This window comes from Pigmentiphaga kullae, assembly GCF_004216695.1.
Lineage (GTDB): Bacteria > Pseudomonadota > Gammaproteobacteria > Burkholderiales > Burkholderiaceae_B > Pigmentiphaga > Pigmentiphaga kullae.
Genome location: NZ_SGXC01000002.1, coordinates 513819 through 529121, shown reverse-complemented (window position 1 = coordinate 529121; position 15303 = coordinate 513819). Strand labels below are relative to the sequence as shown.

The 15303-nt window shown below is 68.8% G+C and carries 17 protein-coding genes; 9 read left to right on the top strand and 8 right to left on the bottom strand.

Translation table 11 applies throughout. The features are described 5' to 3' along the window. The first annotated feature begins 187 nt into the window (after window positions 1-187). A complete protein-coding gene (gene ppsR / locus EV675_RS16850) occupies window positions 188-1036 on the top strand; it encodes a posphoenolpyruvate synthetase regulatory kinase/phosphorylase PpsR (RefSeq protein ID WP_130358383.1) in 849 nt (282 codons plus the stop codon). Here the strand turns inward: ppsR and EV675_RS16845 are convergent. Beyond that, a complete protein-coding gene (locus tag EV675_RS16845) occupies window positions 1033-1953 on the bottom strand; it encodes a LysR substrate-binding domain-containing protein (RefSeq protein ID WP_130358382.1) in 921 nt (306 codons plus the stop codon). The genes ppsR and EV675_RS16845 overlap by 4 nt on opposite strands. Window positions 1954-2263: 310 nt before the next feature. On the opposite strand from EV675_RS16845, the gene EV675_RS16840 reads away from it, so the two are divergent. Genes EV675_RS16840 through EV675_RS16805 form a run of 8 tightly spaced genes read left to right on the top strand, consistent with a single transcriptional unit; the run spans window position 2264 to window position 9362 of the window. After that, complete coding sequence (locus EV675_RS16840; RefSeq protein WP_130358381.1) at window positions 2264-3214, top strand: tripartite tricarboxylate transporter substrate binding protein; 951 nt, start codon at window positions 2264-2266, stop codon at window positions 3212-3214. A gap of 38 nt (window positions 3215-3252) precedes the next feature. Continuing rightward, a complete protein-coding gene (locus tag EV675_RS16835; RefSeq protein ID WP_130358380.1) occupies window positions 3253-4209 on the top strand; it encodes a tripartite tricarboxylate transporter substrate binding protein in 957 nt (318 codons plus the stop codon). A gap of 52 nt (window positions 4210-4261) precedes the next feature. Beyond that, complete coding sequence (locus EV675_RS16830; protein ID WP_130358379.1) at window positions 4262-5041, top strand: creatininase family protein; 780 nt, start codon at window positions 4262-4264, stop codon at window positions 5039-5041. 10 nt (window positions 5042-5051) lie between these two features. Beyond that, window positions 5052-5834, top strand: a complete 783-nt coding sequence (locus EV675_RS16825; RefSeq protein WP_130358378.1) for an HpcH/HpaI aldolase family protein — start codon at window positions 5052-5054, stop codon at window positions 5832-5834. A 33-nt stretch (window positions 5835-5867) separates the two neighbouring features. Further along, a complete protein-coding gene (locus EV675_RS16820) occupies window positions 5868-6656 on the top strand; it encodes a maleate cis-trans isomerase family protein (protein WP_124689704.1) in 789 nt (262 codons plus the stop codon). Then, the gene (locus tag EV675_RS16815) at window positions 6653-7903 is read left to right on the top strand and encodes a Zn-dependent hydrolase (RefSeq protein ID WP_130358377.1); all 1251 of its coding nucleotides are present in this window, start codon (window positions 6653-6655) and stop codon (window positions 7901-7903) included. Before EV675_RS16820 ends, EV675_RS16815 begins: the two co-directional genes overlap by 4 nt. A gap of 21 nt (window positions 7904-7924) precedes the next feature. Further along, complete coding sequence (locus EV675_RS16810) at window positions 7925-8917, top strand: hydroxyacid dehydrogenase (RefSeq protein ID WP_130358376.1); 993 nt, start codon at window positions 7925-7927, stop codon at window positions 8915-8917. Between the two features lie 31 nt (window positions 8918-8948). Then, window positions 8949-9362: a VOC family protein gene (locus tag EV675_RS16805; RefSeq protein ID WP_130358375.1), complete on the top strand. Its 414-nt coding sequence runs from the start codon at window positions 8949-8951 to the stop codon at window positions 9360-9362. A gap of 4 nt (window positions 9363-9366) precedes the next feature. On the opposite strand, the gene EV675_RS16800 is transcribed toward EV675_RS16805, so the two are convergent. The 7 genes from EV675_RS16800 to EV675_RS16770 are packed head-to-tail and all read right to left on the bottom strand — an operon-like array spanning window position 9367 to window position 15155. After that, a complete protein-coding gene (locus EV675_RS16800; RefSeq protein WP_130358374.1) occupies window positions 9367-10161 on the bottom strand; it encodes a TrmH family RNA methyltransferase in 795 nt (264 codons plus the stop codon). Window positions 10162-10191: 30 nt separating this feature from the next. Further along, window positions 10192-10968 carry a ribonuclease HII gene (gene rnhB / locus EV675_RS16795; protein WP_130358373.1) on the bottom strand — a complete coding sequence of 259 codons (777 nt, stop codon included), beginning with the start codon at window positions 10966-10968 and terminating at the stop codon, window positions 10192-10194. After that, window positions 10961-12085 carry a lipid-A-disaccharide synthase gene (gene lpxB, locus EV675_RS16790; RefSeq protein WP_130360139.1) on the bottom strand — a complete coding sequence of 375 codons (1125 nt, stop codon included), beginning with the start codon at window positions 12083-12085 and terminating at the stop codon, window positions 10961-10963. The genes rnhB and lpxB overlap by 8 nt, the downstream gene beginning before the upstream one ends. Window positions 12086-12126: 41 nt before the next feature. After that, window positions 12127-12915 (bottom strand): acyl-ACP--UDP-N-acetylglucosamine O-acyltransferase, encoded by a 789-nt coding sequence (gene lpxA / locus EV675_RS16785; protein WP_130358372.1) that lies wholly within the window; start codon window positions 12913-12915, stop codon window positions 12127-12129. Window positions 12916-12927: 12 nt separating this feature from the next. Continuing rightward, window positions 12928-13374 (bottom strand): 3-hydroxyacyl-ACP dehydratase FabZ, encoded by a 447-nt coding sequence (gene fabZ, locus EV675_RS16780; protein ID WP_087837396.1) that lies wholly within the window; start codon window positions 13372-13374, stop codon window positions 12928-12930. Between the two features lie 52 nt (window positions 13375-13426). After that, entirely contained in the window at window positions 13427-14548 is a 1122-nt protein-coding gene (gene lpxD, locus EV675_RS16775; protein WP_130358371.1) for a UDP-3-O-(3-hydroxymyristoyl)glucosamine N-acyltransferase, read from the bottom strand. Between the two features lie 43 nt (window positions 14549-14591). Next, on the bottom strand, window positions 14592-15155 hold the full coding sequence (locus EV675_RS16770) for an OmpH/Skp family outer membrane protein (protein WP_087837430.1): 564 nt from the start codon (window positions 15153-15155) through the stop codon (window positions 14592-14594). Window positions 15156-15303 lie beyond the last annotated feature (148 nt).

Below are 15303 nucleotides of genomic sequence, written 5' to 3'. Positions count from 1 at the left end.
CACACGCGCCGGGCGTGGTGTGCTGGCCAAACCCGCCTCCGCCGCGGCCCGGCTCCTAAAGCCTGGGGCGCGCGCCATGCGTAACCGGGGTAATCCCAGGATTGTACGCCGGCCGCCAGGCTTTCTGCACATCGGTTGCTTCGTTTGCCTTTCCCATCCCCGGAAACCCTGTTTTTGCGAGATATCCATGCCTCAATCCGCTCCCGCCGCGAATTCGTACCTGCGCACCGTATTCGTGGTCTCCGACGGCACCGGCATTACCGCCGAGACCTTCGCCCACTCGGTCCTGGCTCAGTTCGAGAACGCCCGCTTCCGCCATATCAGGCTCCCTTTCATCGATTCGGTGGATAAAGCGGCCGACGTAGCGGCCCGGATCGACGCCGCCTTCACCGCGGACGGACAGCGCCCCATCGTCTTCAGCACCCTGGTCAATTCCGAGATCAACACCCGCGTACGCCAGGCCAACGGCCTGTTCCTGGACCTGTTCTCGACCTTCGTCGAGCCCATCGAGCAGGAACTGAACATCAAATCCAGCCATTCGATCGGCCGCTCGCACAACATGGCCAACACCAAGCAGTACCAGAGCCGGATCGAGGCCATCAACTTCAGCCTGGCGCACGACGACGGGCAGTTCATCAAGGGCCTGGAGCAGGCCGACGTGATCCTGGTGGGGGTGTCGCGCTGCGGCAAGACGCCCACCAGCCTCTATCTGGCCATGCAGTACGGGATCAAGGCCGCCAATGTGCCGCTGATTCCCGACGATTTCGAGCGCGGCGCCCTGCCCTCGGCCATCCTGCCGCACCGGGCCAAGCTGTTCGGGCTGACCATCCAGCCCGAACGCCTGGCCGAGGTGCGCAACGAGCGCCGGCCCGACAGCCGCTACGCGTCGCTGGAACAGTGCCGCTACGAGGTGGCCGAGGCCGAGAAGCTGATGCGCCGCGAAAGCATCCGCTGGCTGTCGACCACCACCAAGTCGATAGAGGAAATCTCGACCACGGTGCTGCAGAAGATCGGGCTGGAAGGCCGGTTCTACTAAGACCGGGAAGAAGCGGCGGGCGGGCGCGCCAGCGCCTCGCTCTCGGCCGCGTGGGGTCGGGCGGCGACCTCCAGGCACTCCCGCAACACATTCAGCAGTTCGCGCCGCCTGGGCTCGCGGGGCATGACCAAGCCCAGTTCGCGGTGGAAGATGTCGTCGCCCAGCGAGACCGCCCGCACGCCCGGCGGCAGGCAGTTCCTGCGCGTAACCGGCACCAGCGACACGCCCAGCCCGGCCGCCACCATCGCCACCATGGCATCCACGTCCTCGATGTCCAGCATCGCCTCGACCTGCAGGTCGTGCCGGCGCAGGAAATGCTCGACCCCCCTGCCGCCGAACGAGGCCCGGTCGTAGCGGATGAAGGGATGAGTGGCCAGCAACTGGCGCCAATCGTCGCCCGGGACCTCGCCCGGCACCGCCAGGACGAAGGGTTCGCGCACCAGCGGCTGCCACAGCAGTTCCCGCGGCAGCATGAAAGGCGGCGCGATCATCAGCGCGGCGTCCAGCTCGCCGCTGTCGACCTGGCCGATCAGAAACAGCGACGAGCCGTGCACCAGCCGCACCGACACCAGGGGATGCCGGTCCCGCAGGATGCCCAGCGCCCCCGGCAGCATGCCCACCTGGGCGGTCTGGATCGCCCCCATCCTGACCGTGCCGCGCAGCTCGCGGCTGGTCACCCGCACCGCCAGTTCGTCGAACAGGCCGACGATCTGGCGGGCCATCTCCACCGCTTCCTCGCCCGCCTCGTTCAGCGTGGCCGAACGCCCGGTGCGGGTGAACAGCGGCGCGCCCAGTGCCTCTTCCAGCCGCTGCATCTGGGCGCTGACGGCCGACTGCGTCAGGCCGATGCGGGACCCGGCGGCGGCAAAGGTTCCCCAGCGCACGACCGCGAGAAACGTCTTCAGTTCGCGTAGCACGCCCCCACCTCCAATTAATCGAAAAAATTTGACCTCAGACGAAAAACAAAGCGTTTTCGTTTAAGGATTTTTGTTTATACCATGGGTGCCATCGGATGCCTGCCTTGGCATTCCTCTCCCACCTCATGCTTGCCTGACACTGGCCGCTCGCAGTGGGATTAACTTCATCTAAAAATCAACAACACAAGACAAATAAACTTAAATTCATTCAATTTCAACCAACTTCATGGCACAGCACTTGCTTGATAACCCAGGAGACGGCACGCAATCCCGCGTACGCCACCCCTCTCTCTTGAATGGAACAGCAGGTATGAAGATCCCCTCCTTTCTAGCGGCCGCCGCGCTGGCCCTGGCAATTGCCCTGCCGGCCCATGCCTACCCGGACCGGCCGATCACCATCGTGGTGCCCTTTTCGGCGGGCGCCGGCACCGATCTGACCGCCCGCCTCCTGGCGCGCACCATGGAGAAGCACGCGGGCCGCAGCGTGGTGGTAGTGAACCGCGCCGGCGCCGGCGGCGAGATCGGCATGGCCTCGGTCGCCAATGCGGCGCCCGACGGCTACACGCTGTCCATCCTCAATACGCCCAACGTACTGACCATTCCCATCGAACGCCGGGCGCAGTTCAGCCTGTCCAGCTTCGACGTGGTAGCCAACATCGTGGACGACCCCGGTACCCTGAGCGTGCGCGGCGACAGCCCCCTGCGCGGCGTCCAGGACCTGGTGGAAGCGGCCCGCAAGGCGCCCGGCACGCTGACCTACGGCACGGCGGGCGTGGGCTCGGCCGGCCACATTTCCATGCTGCTGCTGGAACAGGCCGCCGGCATACGGCTGCGGCACGTGCCCTTCAAGGGCACGGCGGACGTCGCCACGGCCCTGCTGGGCGGCCACATCGACATCGCCACCGCCAACCTGGGCGAGGCCCTGGGTTTTTCCAAGGGCAAGCAGTGGCGCATCCTGGGCCAGATGGCGCCCGGCCGCTCCCCCATGGCGGCGGACCTGCCCACCTTCGCCGAGGCCGGCTATCCCATCGAAAGCGGTTCGCTACGCGGACTGGGCGCGCCGCGCGGCACGCCGCCGGAAACGCTCAAGGCGCTGTCCGCGCTGGTGGACAAGGCCATCAACGACCCCGAGTTCCGCCAGGCGGCCAAGGGGGCCGAGCAGAACGTCCGCTACCTGCCGCGCGACGACTATGCGCTCCTGCTGACGGGCATGCAGGGCCGGTTCGAGAAACTGTGGGCGGCCTCGCCCTGGAACCAATGATGCCGCCCCCCTCGTTTTCCACGCACCGGACCGCCTCCATGAAAACCGCCCTCCGTTTCCTCGCCATTGCCTTCGCGCTGGCCGGCGCCCGCGCCGCGCACGCCGCCTACCCCGACCGCCCCATCACCATGATCGTGCCGTTCAGCGCGGGCGCCGGCACCGACCTGACCGCGCGCACTGTCGCCCAATGCATGGAAGGCCAGATCAAGGGTGCCTCCATCGTCGTCACCAACCGCCCCGGCGCGAGCGGCGACATTGGCCTGTCGGCCCTGGCCACGGCCGCGCCCGACGGCTACACCCTGGGCATCGTCAACACGCCCGGCGTGGTCAGCATCCCGATCGAGCGCCAGACGCGCTATACCGTCGCCAGCTTCGACTTCCTGGGCGCCGTGGCCGATGCGCCGGGCACGATCAGCGTGCACGCCGACAGCGGCATCCAAACCATCCAGGACCTGGTACGCGCGGCCAAGGCAAAGCCGGGCGCCATCACCGTGGGCACGCAGGGCGTGGGCTCGGCCGGGCACATCGCGCTGTTGCTGCTGGAGCAGTCGGCCGGCATCGAACTGACCCCGGTGCCGTTCCAGGGCGCGGCGCCCGCGCGCACCGCGCTGCTGGGCAAGGTGATCGACACCACCATGGCCAACGTGGACGAGGCCGTGAGTTTCCGCAACGGCTCGCCCTGGCGCGTCCTGGGCGTGATGAGCGACGCCCGCTCGTCCGTGGCCGCCGAGCTGCCCACCTTCAAGGAAGCCGGCTACGACATCGTGGCGGGCTCCATGCGCGGCTTCGCCGGCCCCAAGGGCATGCCGCGCGAGGTGGTCAAGACGCTGTCCGACGCCATCCGCACCTGCGCCGCCGACCCGGTGTTCCTGGACCGCGCGCAGAAATCCTTCCTGCCCGTGCGCTACCTGCCGCCGCAGGAATACCTGAGCAGCCTGCGGCGGCTGGACGCGTCGCTGCGCGAGCTGTGGAAGACCAAGCCCTGGAACCAATGACACCTTCACCCCAACGGCGGGATTCCGCCATCCTGAACGAGACGAACGCTTCATGAGAACCGACCACAGCACCTACGCGGACATCCGCGCCTACCTGAAGAATCACGACACCCTGCTGGTCCCGGTGGGCGCCACCGAGCAATACGGCTCGCACCTGGCCACGGGCGCGGAACTGCGGCTGTGCGAGATGATCGCCACCGAGGTCGGCGCGCTGACCGGCTTTGCCGTGACGCCCATCATTCCGGTCAACTACTCGGCCATGTTCCTGGACTATCCCGGCACGCTGTCGGTGTCCATGGCCACGCTGGAACGCTACCTGGACGAGATGTGCGACGGCCTGGCCGGCCAGGGCTTTCGCCACTTCATGTTCGTCAACATCCATGCCGGCTCGCTCGGCCCCATCGAAAGCGTGTGTCGCAACCTGCGCCGGCGCCATGGCGCGGTGGGCGGCACCATCGACGTCTTCACGGTGATGCGCGACGTGGGCGGCGTGGAGTTCAAGACCAGGAAGTCGCCCTCGGGCCACGCCTCGGAAATGGTGACCTCGGTGGCGCTGGCCAAGTGCCCCGAACTGGTTTTCATGGACCGCGCGCAGGCCACCGAATCGCTGCGCCCCTTCGTGGACGGCGTCAAGACGGTATCCAGCGGCAAGGTCAGCCTGGGCAAGTCCAGCTTCTCGGTGTTCAGCGACATCAGCGACTACGCGCCCATCGGCACCCAGGGCGACCCGACCGGCGCCACCGCCGAGCAGGGGCACCAGGTCTGGAACGCCGCGGTGGACTACCTGGCCGAGGCGGCCAGGAAGTTCAGCCAGATGTCGTTCCAGGCATAGGGAGCGGCCCATGCGCACCAATCCGCTGAAAGCGCTCTGGCAGGCCGGCAAGCCGGCCTTCGGCACCTGGGCCACGCTGGTGCACCACCCGCGCTTCATGAAGCTGCTGGCCGTGACGGGCCTGGACTTCGTGCTGATCGAGATGGAGCACAGCGACTTCACCATCGCCGAGGTCGGCACGCTGTGCCTGGTCGCGCGCGAAGCCGGCATCGTGCCCATCGTGCGGCCGGCCGGCATGCAGCCGCACGACTATACGCGGCCGCTGGACGCCGGCGCCATGGGCCTATTGCTGCCCAACGTGGAGACGGCCGAACAGCTCGAATCCATCCTGCGCGCCACCAAGTACCACCCGCGCGGCGAACGCATCCTGAACATGCGCGGCCCGCACACCGACTACGTCCGGCTGACCCGGCCGCTGGAGCAGATCCAGGCCATGAACGAGCACACGCTGACGGTGGCCATGATGGAGTCGCAGCGCGGCCTGGACAACCTGGACGCCATCTGCCGCGTGCCGGGGCTGGACGCCGTCATGATCGGCCCCGACGACCTGTCGCAGGCGCTGGGCGTGCCCGGCGACATGAAGCATGCGCGCATGGTCGAGGCCACCGAGCACGTCATCGCCACCTGCCAGCGCCACGACGTGCCCTGGGGCTTCAGCTGCCAGGACCCGGCCAGCGCCGCCGAATGGATAGGCCGCGGCATCCGGTGGATGCCCTATGCCAACGACGCCGCGGCGCTGTTCAACACCTTCAGCTCGGCCGCGCAGGAACTCAAGCGCGCGGCGGGCCGCTGATTCTCCCATTCCTTCATAGACCAGGAGTCTTCGATGAAAGCAGTCGCCATGTATAGCCCCTACGGCTGGAAGGCCAAGATCGGCCTGATCGTGCCGTCCACCAATACCGTCAACGAACCCGAGTTCTGGCGCCTCGCGCCCGAGGGCGTCACCATCCACACCGCCCGCGCCATGCTGCTGGGCCCCGCCACCGAGGAGTCCTACTACAAGATGGCCGAGGCGGTGAACGGCGCCGCCGACGAACTGGCCACCGCCGAGGTCGACGTGGTGGCCTACGGCTGCACCTCGGGCTCGATCATCTGCCCGTTGCCGGAGTTGATCCGCAACATGAGCCAGCGCACCGGCACGCCCGCCATCGCCACCGCCGGCGCCGTCGTGGCCGCGCTGCGCGCGCTGGGCGCCCGCAAGATCGCGGTGGGCACCCCCTACGTCGATTTCGTCAACGAAAGCGAGGACAAATTCCTGCGCGACTACGGCTTCGACGTGCTGACGCTGCAAGGCCTGCGCCTGGGCGAGACCCAGGAGGAACGCCGCGGCATCGGCCGCGTGCCGCCCGAGATGGTGTTCCGGCTGGCCCGCGCGATCGACCGGCCCGACGCCGACGCCATCTTCATCTCGTGCACCAACCTCGCCACCTTCGACGTCATCGCCGAGATCGAGCGCGAGCTGGGCAAGCCGGTCGTGACCAGCAACCAGGCGTGCTTCTGGGCCTGCCTGCGCCTGCTGGGCCTGCGCACGTCCATCAGCGGCCACGGCACGCTGCTCGAGCACCAGCTCGATCCCATCGACGAATCCAGCTACGCGCTGCCGTCCGCGCGATGAACGTCCCGCCGCCCGACCTCGCGCTGGCCGCGGCGCTGTTCGCGCAACTGCGGCGCGACGGCCACGACGGCGTGGGCATCACGCGCGATGCCTACGGTCTGGGGGAACAGCGCGCGCACGACGAGGCCGAGCGCCTTGCCCGCGCGCTGGACCTGGAGATCGCGCACGACGCCGCGCTGAACCTGTACCTGACGCTGCCCGGCCGCGACCGGCGGGCACCCCGCGTCATGACGGGGTCGCACCTGGATTCGGTGCCGGCCGGCGGCAACTACGACGGCGCTGCCGGCGTGGTGGCCGGGCTGGCGGTGCTGGCGGGCTGGCGGGCGGCCGGATTCGTGCCGCCGGCGGACGTGACGGTGATGGCCGTGCGCGCCGAGGAAAGCACCTGGTTTCCCTATTCCTACCTGGGCAGCAAGGCCGCCTTCGGACTGGTCGGCCGCGACGCGCTGCAACTGCGGCGCGCCGACACCGGCCGCCCGCTGGCCGAGCACCTGGCCGAATGCGGCGGCGACCCCGCCGCGTTCGGCGCCGCCTGGCTGGACCCCGCGCGCATCGCCCGCTTCGTCGAGCTGCACATCGAGCAAGGCCCGGTGCTGGTGGACGAGGCGCTGCCAGTGGGCATCGTCACCGGCATACGAGGCAGCCTGCGCTACCGCGACGCGCGCGTCCTGGGCAGCTATGCGCATTCCGGCGCCGTGCCGCGCGCCGGCCGGCGCGATGCCGTGCGCGCCGCCGCCCTGCTGGTGGCGGCCCTCGACGACGACTGGGAGCGGCTGGAAGCGCAGGGCCGCGATCTGGTCGTGACCTTCGGCAAGTTCTCCACCGATCCCGCCCAGCACGCGTTCAGCAAGGTGGCCGGCGAGGTGGACCTGTGCGTGGACGTGCGCAGCCAGGACCGCGCGATGCTGGACGAGGTCGACGCCCTGCTGGACGCCCATGCGCGCCGGCTGGCGCAAGCGACCGGTACGCGCATCGAGTTGGGCCCCAGGACCGGCTCGGAGCCCGCGCTGATGGACGCAGGCGTCCAGGAGGCGCTGGCAGCCGCCGCGGCCCGCCACGGCATCGCCGCGCGCCGCATGGCCAGCGGCGCGGGGCACGACGCGGCGGTGTTCGCCCAGCGCGGCGTGCCCACCGGCATGGTGTTCGTGCGCAACGACCACGGCTCGCACAACCCCGACGAACACATGGACATGGACGATTTCGCGCTGGGCACGCGCCTGCTGGCCGACGTCCTGGCCACTCCCTGATTTTCTTTTCCTAGGAACACGATGAACCCACCCGTCTGCCTGGTCGTCCAGCCCATCCACCCCGCCGGCATCGCCCGCCTGCAGGCCGCCGGTATCGAGGCCCGCATGGCCAGCTCGGCCGACATGGCCGCCGTGGCCCGCGAGATCGCTCCGTGCCAGGCCGTGATCACGCGCAACGCCGGCCTGGATACCGCCGCCGTCGAGGCCGGCACGCAACTGGCCGTGATCGCCAACCATGGCATAGGCACCAACAAGATCGACGTGGCGCGCGCCACCGCGCTGTCGATTCCCATCGTCTACACCCCCACCGCGAATGCCCGCTCGGTGGCCGAGCACGCCATCATGCAGATGCTGGCGATGGGCAAGCGGCTGGCCGCCTGCGACCACGCGGTGCGCGCCGGCGACTGGGACTACCGCTACCGGCCCGGCCTGCAGGAGCTGCACGGCAAGACCCTGGGCATCGTCGGCTTCGGCACCATCGGCCGGCTGACCGCCGCCATCGCCCTGCATGGCCTGGGCATGCGGGTCATCGTTTATTCGCCGGCCGTGCCCGCCGGCGAGATCACCGCCCAGGGCGCGCAGCCCTGCCCGGCTCTGGACGAACTGCTGGCACGGTCTGACGTGGTGTCCCTGCACCGGCCCTCCCGGGCGGACACGCGGCACATGATCGACGCCCGTGCGCTGGCGCGCATGAAACCGACGGCCATCCTGGTCAACACCGCGCGCGCCGACCTGATCGACAGCGACGCGCTGGCCTGCGCACTGCGCGAGCAGCGCATCGCCGGCGCCGCGCTGGACGTCTTCGAGCAGGAGCCCCTGCCCGCCACGCATCCCCTGTGCGGACTGGACAACGCACTGCTGACGCCCCACACTGCCGGCAGCACGGACGAGGCCCTGCGCGCCGCCGCCGAACAGTGCGCCGACCAGATCATCGAGGTCCTGGCCGCGCGCCGGCCGGCCCACCTCGTCAACCCGCAGGTCTGGGACACCCGGCGCCTGCCCGTACCGGCCTGACCCCGTCACCTTTCATCCACCGACCGCCATCATGCAATCGATCTTCCACCTGGCCTACAACGTCACCGACCTGGACCAGGCGCGCCGCTTCTATGGCGACGTCCTGGGCTGCGCCGAGGGCCGCAGTACCGACACCTGGGTCGACTTCGACTTCTTCGGCCACCAGATCTCGCTGCACCTGGGCACGCCGTTCAAGACCGAACGCACGGGCCACGTGGGCGACAAGCTCGTGCCCATGCCGCACCTGGGCGTGATTCTGCTGCTGGAGGACTGGCAGGCGCTGGCGCGGCGCCTGCGGGAGGCCGACACGGAGTTCGTGCTGGAGCCGCAGGTCCGCTTCCAGGGCCAGCCCGGCGAGCAATGGACCATGTTCTTCACCGACCCGTTCGGCAACCCCATCGAGGTGAAGGGGTTCAAGTCCTTCGAATCGGTGTACGCCGCCTGAGGAGTTAGTCCGGCGCGAAGCGGCGCCGGTGCTCGAACAGGCACACCGCCACCGCCGCCCCCACGTTCAGCGATTCGGCCGCGGGCTCTTGCGGGATGCGCACCCGCAGCGCGGCGGCGGCCTGCAGCTCGGCGCGCACGCCCTGCCCTTCGTTGCCGAAGACCCAGGCGCACTGCCGCGGCAGCTCGGCCCGGTACAGGCCGACGGCATCTTCCAGCGTGGTCGCCACCAGCGGCAGGTCCAGGCGCGGCAGCAGGGCCGGCAAATCGACCCGTTCATGGATGGTGAGCGAGAAATGCGCCCCCTGCCCCGAGCGCAGCACCTTGGGCGACCAGGCGAAGGCGGTCTCGTCCGACAGGAAGACATGGCGCACGCCGGCCGCCGCGCAGGTACGCAGGATGGAGCCGACGTTGCCGGGGTCCTGGACCCGATCGAGCAGCACGCAGCTCTCCGCCACGCGCTCGGGCAGCGGCGGCGCCGGGGTCTCGACCACGAACACCACGCCCTGACCAGCCTGCACGTGCTCCAGGTCATCGATCAGGTTGCCGTCCAGCCAGACCTGGCGGTCGGCGGGTATCTCGTCGCGCAAGGCCATGACTTCGGCGCTGCCCCGATCGCCTTCCAGCCGCCGGGCATCGAAGACCGCATGCCGTGGCAGGCCCCGCCATTGCAGGTAGGCCTGGCACAGGTGCACGCCTTCCAGCACGGACAGGCCCGCCTCGCGCCGCGCCTGGGAGGCCTGCGTCAGCTTGCGCAGCGACTTGAATAGAGGATTGTCGCGCGAGGCGATGCGTTTCATGATCGGTGTTCCAGGCGGCGGTCCGCGCGGCTAGGCGCGCGGTTTGGCACGGCGGCGGCGCGGAGCCGGCGCCTCGGGTTCGGGCAGGTCGTCCCAAGGCAGCAGGCTGTCCATCACCTGGGCAACCAGCGTTTCCGGCTCGGGGATGCCCAGGGCCCGGCGAACGGGTTCGAAACTGCGGCGGTGTTCCGGGCACGGGCCGTGCTCCAGCAGGCAGCGCAGGTGGTCGGGCGTGCCGTAGCCCTTGTGGCGGTCGAAGCCGTACATGGGATAGCTGGCGTGCAGCCGGACCAGTTCGGCATCGCGCGCGGTCTTGGCCAGGATGGATGCGGCCGAGATCGCCTGCACCTGCGCATCGCCGCCGATCACGGTCTGCACGCGGCAGGCCAGCGCCGGCGCGCGGTTGCCGTCCACCTGCACCAGGTCGGGCGCGCAGCCCAGCCCTTCGACGGCCCGCCGCATGGCCAGCATGGTGGCGTTCAGGATGTTCAGCGTGTCGATCTCGGCCACGCTGACGCTGGCCACGCACCAGGCCAGCGCGCGCTCCTGGATCAGGGGAGCGAGTTCGTCGCGCGCGCGCTCGCTCAGCATCTTGGAATCGTTCAGGCCCTCGACCGGACGAGCCGGGTCCAGGATGACGGCCGCCGCGTACACCGGTCCGGCCAAGGGCCCCCGGCCCGCTTCGTCCACGCCCGCCACGCGCAGGGTCAGCAGCGTCTCGGCATCGAAGGCCGACAGCAGGTCCGCGCCAGGCGACTCCACCGCGGTCCAGCCCAGTTCGGTCTGCACCCAGCCCTTCTCAGCCATGGCCGGCCACCTCCAGGATCGCCTGGCTGGCCAGGGCGGGCGTATCGCGCACCAGGTCGTCATGCAAGGCGGTAAAGCGTTCTTCCAGCCGGCGAATGGCGGCCTCGTCGGTCAGCGCCTTCCAGGCCGCGTCGGCCAGTGCGCGCGGCGTGGCCTCGTCCTGCAGCAGTTCGGGCACGACGGTGTCGCGGCACAGCACGTTGGGCAGCCCTACCCAGGGCAGATAGGCCTGGCGCCGCATGATCCACCACGACAGCCGGGGCAGCACGTAGGAAATGACCATGGGGCGCTTGAACAGGGCCGCTTCCAGCGTGGCGGTGCCGCTGGCGACCAGGACCGCATTGCAGGCGGCCAGGATGTCGTGCGTGCCGCCTATGACGGTGTGCAGGTTGGCCAGCCCGCCCACGGCGGCGGCATGCGCCAGGAACTCGCGCTCGCGCTCGGCATTGGCCATGGGCGCCCACAGTTGCAGGCCCGGATCGCGCGCCTGCAGCAGCTTGGCGGCGGCCAGGAAGCGCGGGGCAAGGTGTCGCACTTCTCCGGCCCGGCTGCCGGGCATCAGCGCCAGTACCCGCGCATCGGCGGCCATGCCGTGGCGGGCCCTGGCTGCGGCGCGGTCGGGTACGCGGTCGACGAGGCGCGCCAGCGGATGGCCCACGTAGGTCACGGGAACGCCGGCGTCGCGGTAGATCTGTTCTTCGAACGGGAACACCACCAGCATGTGGGAGACGGCTTGGCGGATCTTGTTGATGCGCTCGCCCCGCCAGGCCCACAGCGAGGGGCCGATGAAATGCACGGTGGGGATGCCGCCTTCGCGCAGGGCGTGTTCCAGGCCGAAATTGAAATCAGGCGCATCGACCCCGACGAAGGCCGCCGGCCGTTCGGCCAGCCAGCGCTCGCGCAGGGTGCGGCGGATGTTGAGCAGTTCCGGCAGGTGCATCAGCACGTCGGCGTAGCCGTTCACGGCCAGTTTGTGCATGGGATACCAGGCATCGAAGCCCTGGGCCTGCATCCTGGGGCCGCCTATGCCCGCCAGGGCCAGCTGCGGCGCCCGTTCGCGCAGGGCCTCGACCACCGTGGCCGCCAGCAGATCGCCCGAAGGCTCTCCCGCCACCATGCCGATGGACGTCTTGCCCTCGTCCGGCACGCCGGCCTCCGTCAGCGCACGATACCGCGGGTGGCGGTATCGAGGAAGGCCAGCAAGGTGGACAGCGGGGCGTCGAGCTCGGGATCCTCGGCGCGCTTGGCCTGCAGCGCCGTGCGCGCCTCGTCCAGCGTCAGGTTCTGGCGGTACAGCGTCTTGTAGGCCGCCCGCAGGCCGGATATCTGCGCCGGCGTGAAGCCGCGCCGCTTCAGGCCCTCGACGTTGATGCCCACGGCACGTGCCGGGCTGCCCGAGGACGTGACGAACGGCGGCAGATCCTGCAGCAGCGTCGAATGGACGCTGGTCATGGCATGCGCGCCGATCTTGACGAACTGGTGCACGCCGGTCATGCCGCCCAGGAAGACGTGGTCGCCGATGTGCACGTGACCGGCCAGCTGCGTGCCGTTGGCCAGGATGATGTGGCTGCCCAGCTGGCAGTCGTGCGCCACGTGCACGTAGGCCATGATCCAGTTGTCATTGCCCAGGCGCGTCGCGCCGGCGTCCTGCACCGTGCCGGTGTTCAGGGTGCAGCACTCGCGTATGGTGTTGCGGTCGCCGATCTCGAGGCGGGTCGGCTCGCCGGCGTACTTCTTGTCCTGCGGCTCGGCGCCGACCGAGCACGACGGAAAGAAACGGTTGCCCCGCCCTATCGTCGTATGGCCGTCGATGACGCAATGCGGACCGACCTCGGTATCGGCGCCTATGCGCACGTTCGGCCCGATCATGCTGAACGGGCCTATCGTCACGCTGTCGTCCAGCTGCGCGGCCGGGTCGACGAGTGCGGTGGGATGTATCCTCGCCACGAAAAATTTCCGTCAGGGTTCAAGGATGCGCATGGTGCACATCAGGTCGGCCTCGGCCGCGACCTGCCCGTCCACCAGCGCCTTGCCGTTGTACTTCCAGATGCCGCGCGACGAACGTTCGACGTTGACTTCCAGGCGCAGCTGGTCGCCCGGGACCACGGGCCGCTTGAAGCGGGCGCCGTCGATGCCGACGAAGTAGTACACCGTGTTGTCGTCGGGCTTCTTGCCGGCCGCGGTAAACGACGTGATGGCGGCCGCCTGGGCCATGGCTTCCAGGATCAGCACGCCCGGCATGACGGGGTGATGGGGGAAATGGCCGGTGAAGAACGGTTCGTTGATCGACACGTTCTTGATCGCGAGGATGGATTCCCCGGGCTTGACGTCGATGACCCGATCGATGAGCAGCATCGGATAGCGATGCGGCAAATGGTCGAGTATCCCCTTGATGTCCATTTCCATACAGATTCCAGTATTTGATGCGCGGCGGGCCGCTGCGGCGCCCGCCCGCCTTTTACTTCTTTTCCAGCGCCTTGATACGCTTGGCCATCGTGGCCAGGTGCCTGACAGCGACGGCGTTGCGCTCCCACTGGGCGTGCTCGGTCATCGGGAAGAAACCAGTGTACTGCCCCGGCTTGTCGATGTTGCTGTGCACCGGGGTGGCCGCCGAGATGAAGACGTCGTCGCCGATCTTCAGGTGGCCCCCTATCATCGCGGCCCCGCCGATGGAGCAGCGCTGGCCGATGGTGGTCGATCCGGCGATGCCTACGCAGGCGGCCATCGCGGTGTGGTCGCCGATGCGGCAGTTGTGGCCGATCATGATCTGGTTGTCGATCTTGACGCCGTTGCCGATGACGGTATCGTCCAGCGCGCCGCGGTCGATGGTGGTATTGGCGCCGACCTCGACGTCGTCGCCGATGCGCACGCCGCCGAACTGCGGGATCTTGGTCCAGGCGCCCTTGGCCCGCGACGGATCCGGCGCGAAGCCGAAGCCGTCGTCGCCGATGACCGCGCCGGAAAGGATGACACAACGCGCGCCCATGCTGACCCCCCGGTACAGCGTGACACGCGGATGCAGCACCGTATCGGCGCCGATGCGACAGCCCTCGCCCACCACGCAGCCCGCGCCGATACGGGCGCGCGGCCCGATCTCGACACCGGCCTCGATGACCGCGAGCGGCCCCACGTGGGCGCTGGGATCGACGATGGCGCCGGGTGCGACGACTGCCGACGGATGAATGGCGCCGGCGGGCTGGGAATGCAACTGCCGGTCGAACCACTGCCCTATCCGCGCAAACAGCAGATAGGGCGAATTGCAGACCACCAGCGGCAGCGCCTGGTCGGCGCGGCCGGCCTGCGCGAGACTGTCGCGATAGGCCTGCGCCACCTCGGCCGTGACCAGCACGACCGCTGCCTGGGCATCGATCAGTTGCGACTGGTAACGGGGATTGGCGACGAAACTCAGTTCCTGGGGGCCCGCATGCTCGAGATTCGCGATGCCCGCGACCACGACTTCGGCGCTGGGAAGCGCTTGCGCGCCCCCCGGCTCGATCGACCACGTCAACCCGGTGGTATCGGTTTCGTCGAGCAGCCTTTGCAGTACCGGCGCCTTGGTCGTGTCAAGCAGGATGGGCATGCGAAGCTCGCGCGGACGACAGGAACATGCGAGAGCGGCGCAATTATTTGGCGCCGCTGTTCAGGGCCTTCAGGACCTTGTCGGTGATGTCGACGCGCGGGCTGACCACGACGGCTTCCTGGAAGATCAGGTCGTAGTTTTCCTGCTCGGCGATCTGCTTGATCACGCGGTTGGCGCGCTCGAGGATCTGCGAGAGCTCCTCGTTGCGGCGCTGGTTCAGGTCCTCCTGGAACTCGCGGCGCTTGCGCTGGAAGTCCTTGTCGAGGTCGCTCAGGTCGCGCTGGCGGCGGGTCCGGTCGGACTCGGACAGCACGGCGCTGTCCTTGTCCAGCTGCTCGGACTGGGTGCGCAGGCGATTGGCCATGTCTTGCAGCTCGGCATCGCGCTTCTTGAAGTCGGCTTCGATCTTGGCCTGGGCGGCCTTGGCCGGCGCGGCGTCGCGGAAGATCCGCTCGGTATTGACGAAGCCGATCTTGACCGGGGCCTGGGATGCCTGGGCATGAGCCGCGCCGACAGCGGCACTAGAAAGCACCAGAGCCGCCAGCACCCGGCCGGCACCCTTGACTGCAGAGGACGCGGTCAGACTGGTAGCAGATGTCGAAAACATGCGGATCATTTAATTCTCGCTAGGAAGGTAGTCGTGTATTTTGCCACTAATGGCGCCGGGCCGGGCAAGCGCCCGGGGCCGGGCCCTGGTAATTGGTTGTAGCAGAAAAATTCCCGGGCGGGCATAGGCCTTGCGGCCGCCCGCCTGG

Coding starts and splice junctions, on each gene's coding strand:
- ppsR (WP_130358383.1), top strand. CDS start 188: ATGCCTCAATCCGCTCCCGCCGCGAATTCGTACCTGCGCACCGTATTC.
- EV675_RS16840 (WP_130358381.1), top strand. CDS start 2,264: ATGAAGATCCCCTCCTTTCTAGCGGCCGCCGCGCTGGCCCTGGCAATT.
- EV675_RS16835 (WP_130358380.1), top strand. CDS start 3,253: ATGAAAACCGCCCTCCGTTTCCTCGCCATTGCCTTCGCGCTGGCCGGC.
- EV675_RS16830 (WP_130358379.1), top strand. CDS start 4,262: ATGAGAACCGACCACAGCACCTACGCGGACATCCGCGCCTACCTGAAG.
- EV675_RS16825 (WP_130358378.1), top strand. CDS start 5,052: ATGCGCACCAATCCGCTGAAAGCGCTCTGGCAGGCCGGCAAGCCGGCC.
- EV675_RS16820 (WP_124689704.1), top strand. CDS start 5,868: ATGAAAGCAGTCGCCATGTATAGCCCCTACGGCTGGAAGGCCAAGATC.
- EV675_RS16815 (WP_130358377.1), top strand. CDS start 6,653: ATGAACGTCCCGCCGCCCGACCTCGCGCTGGCCGCGGCGCTGTTCGCG.
- EV675_RS16810 (WP_130358376.1), top strand. CDS start 7,925: ATGAACCCACCCGTCTGCCTGGTCGTCCAGCCCATCCACCCCGCCGGC.
- EV675_RS16805 (WP_130358375.1), top strand. CDS start 8,949: ATGCAATCGATCTTCCACCTGGCCTACAACGTCACCGACCTGGACCAG.
- EV675_RS16800 (WP_130358374.1), bottom strand. CDS start 10,161: ATGAAACGCATCGCCTCGCGCGACAATCCTCTATTCAAGTCGCTGCGC.
- rnhB (WP_130358373.1), bottom strand. CDS start 10,968: ATGGCTGAGAAGGGCTGGGTGCAGACCGAACTGGGCTGGACCGCGGTG.
- lpxB (WP_130360139.1), bottom strand. CDS start 12,085: ATGGTGGCGGGAGAGCCTTCGGGCGATCTGCTGGCGGCCACGGTGGTC.
- fabZ (WP_087837396.1), bottom strand. CDS start 13,374: ATGGAAATGGACATCAAGGGGATACTCGACCATTTGCCGCATCGCTAT.
- lpxD (WP_130358371.1), bottom strand. CDS start 14,548: ATGCCCATCCTGCTTGACACGACCAAGGCGCCGGTACTGCAAAGGCTG.
- EV675_RS16770 (WP_087837430.1), bottom strand. CDS start 15,155: ATGTTTTCGACATCTGCTACCAGTCTGACCGCGTCCTCTGCAGTCAAG.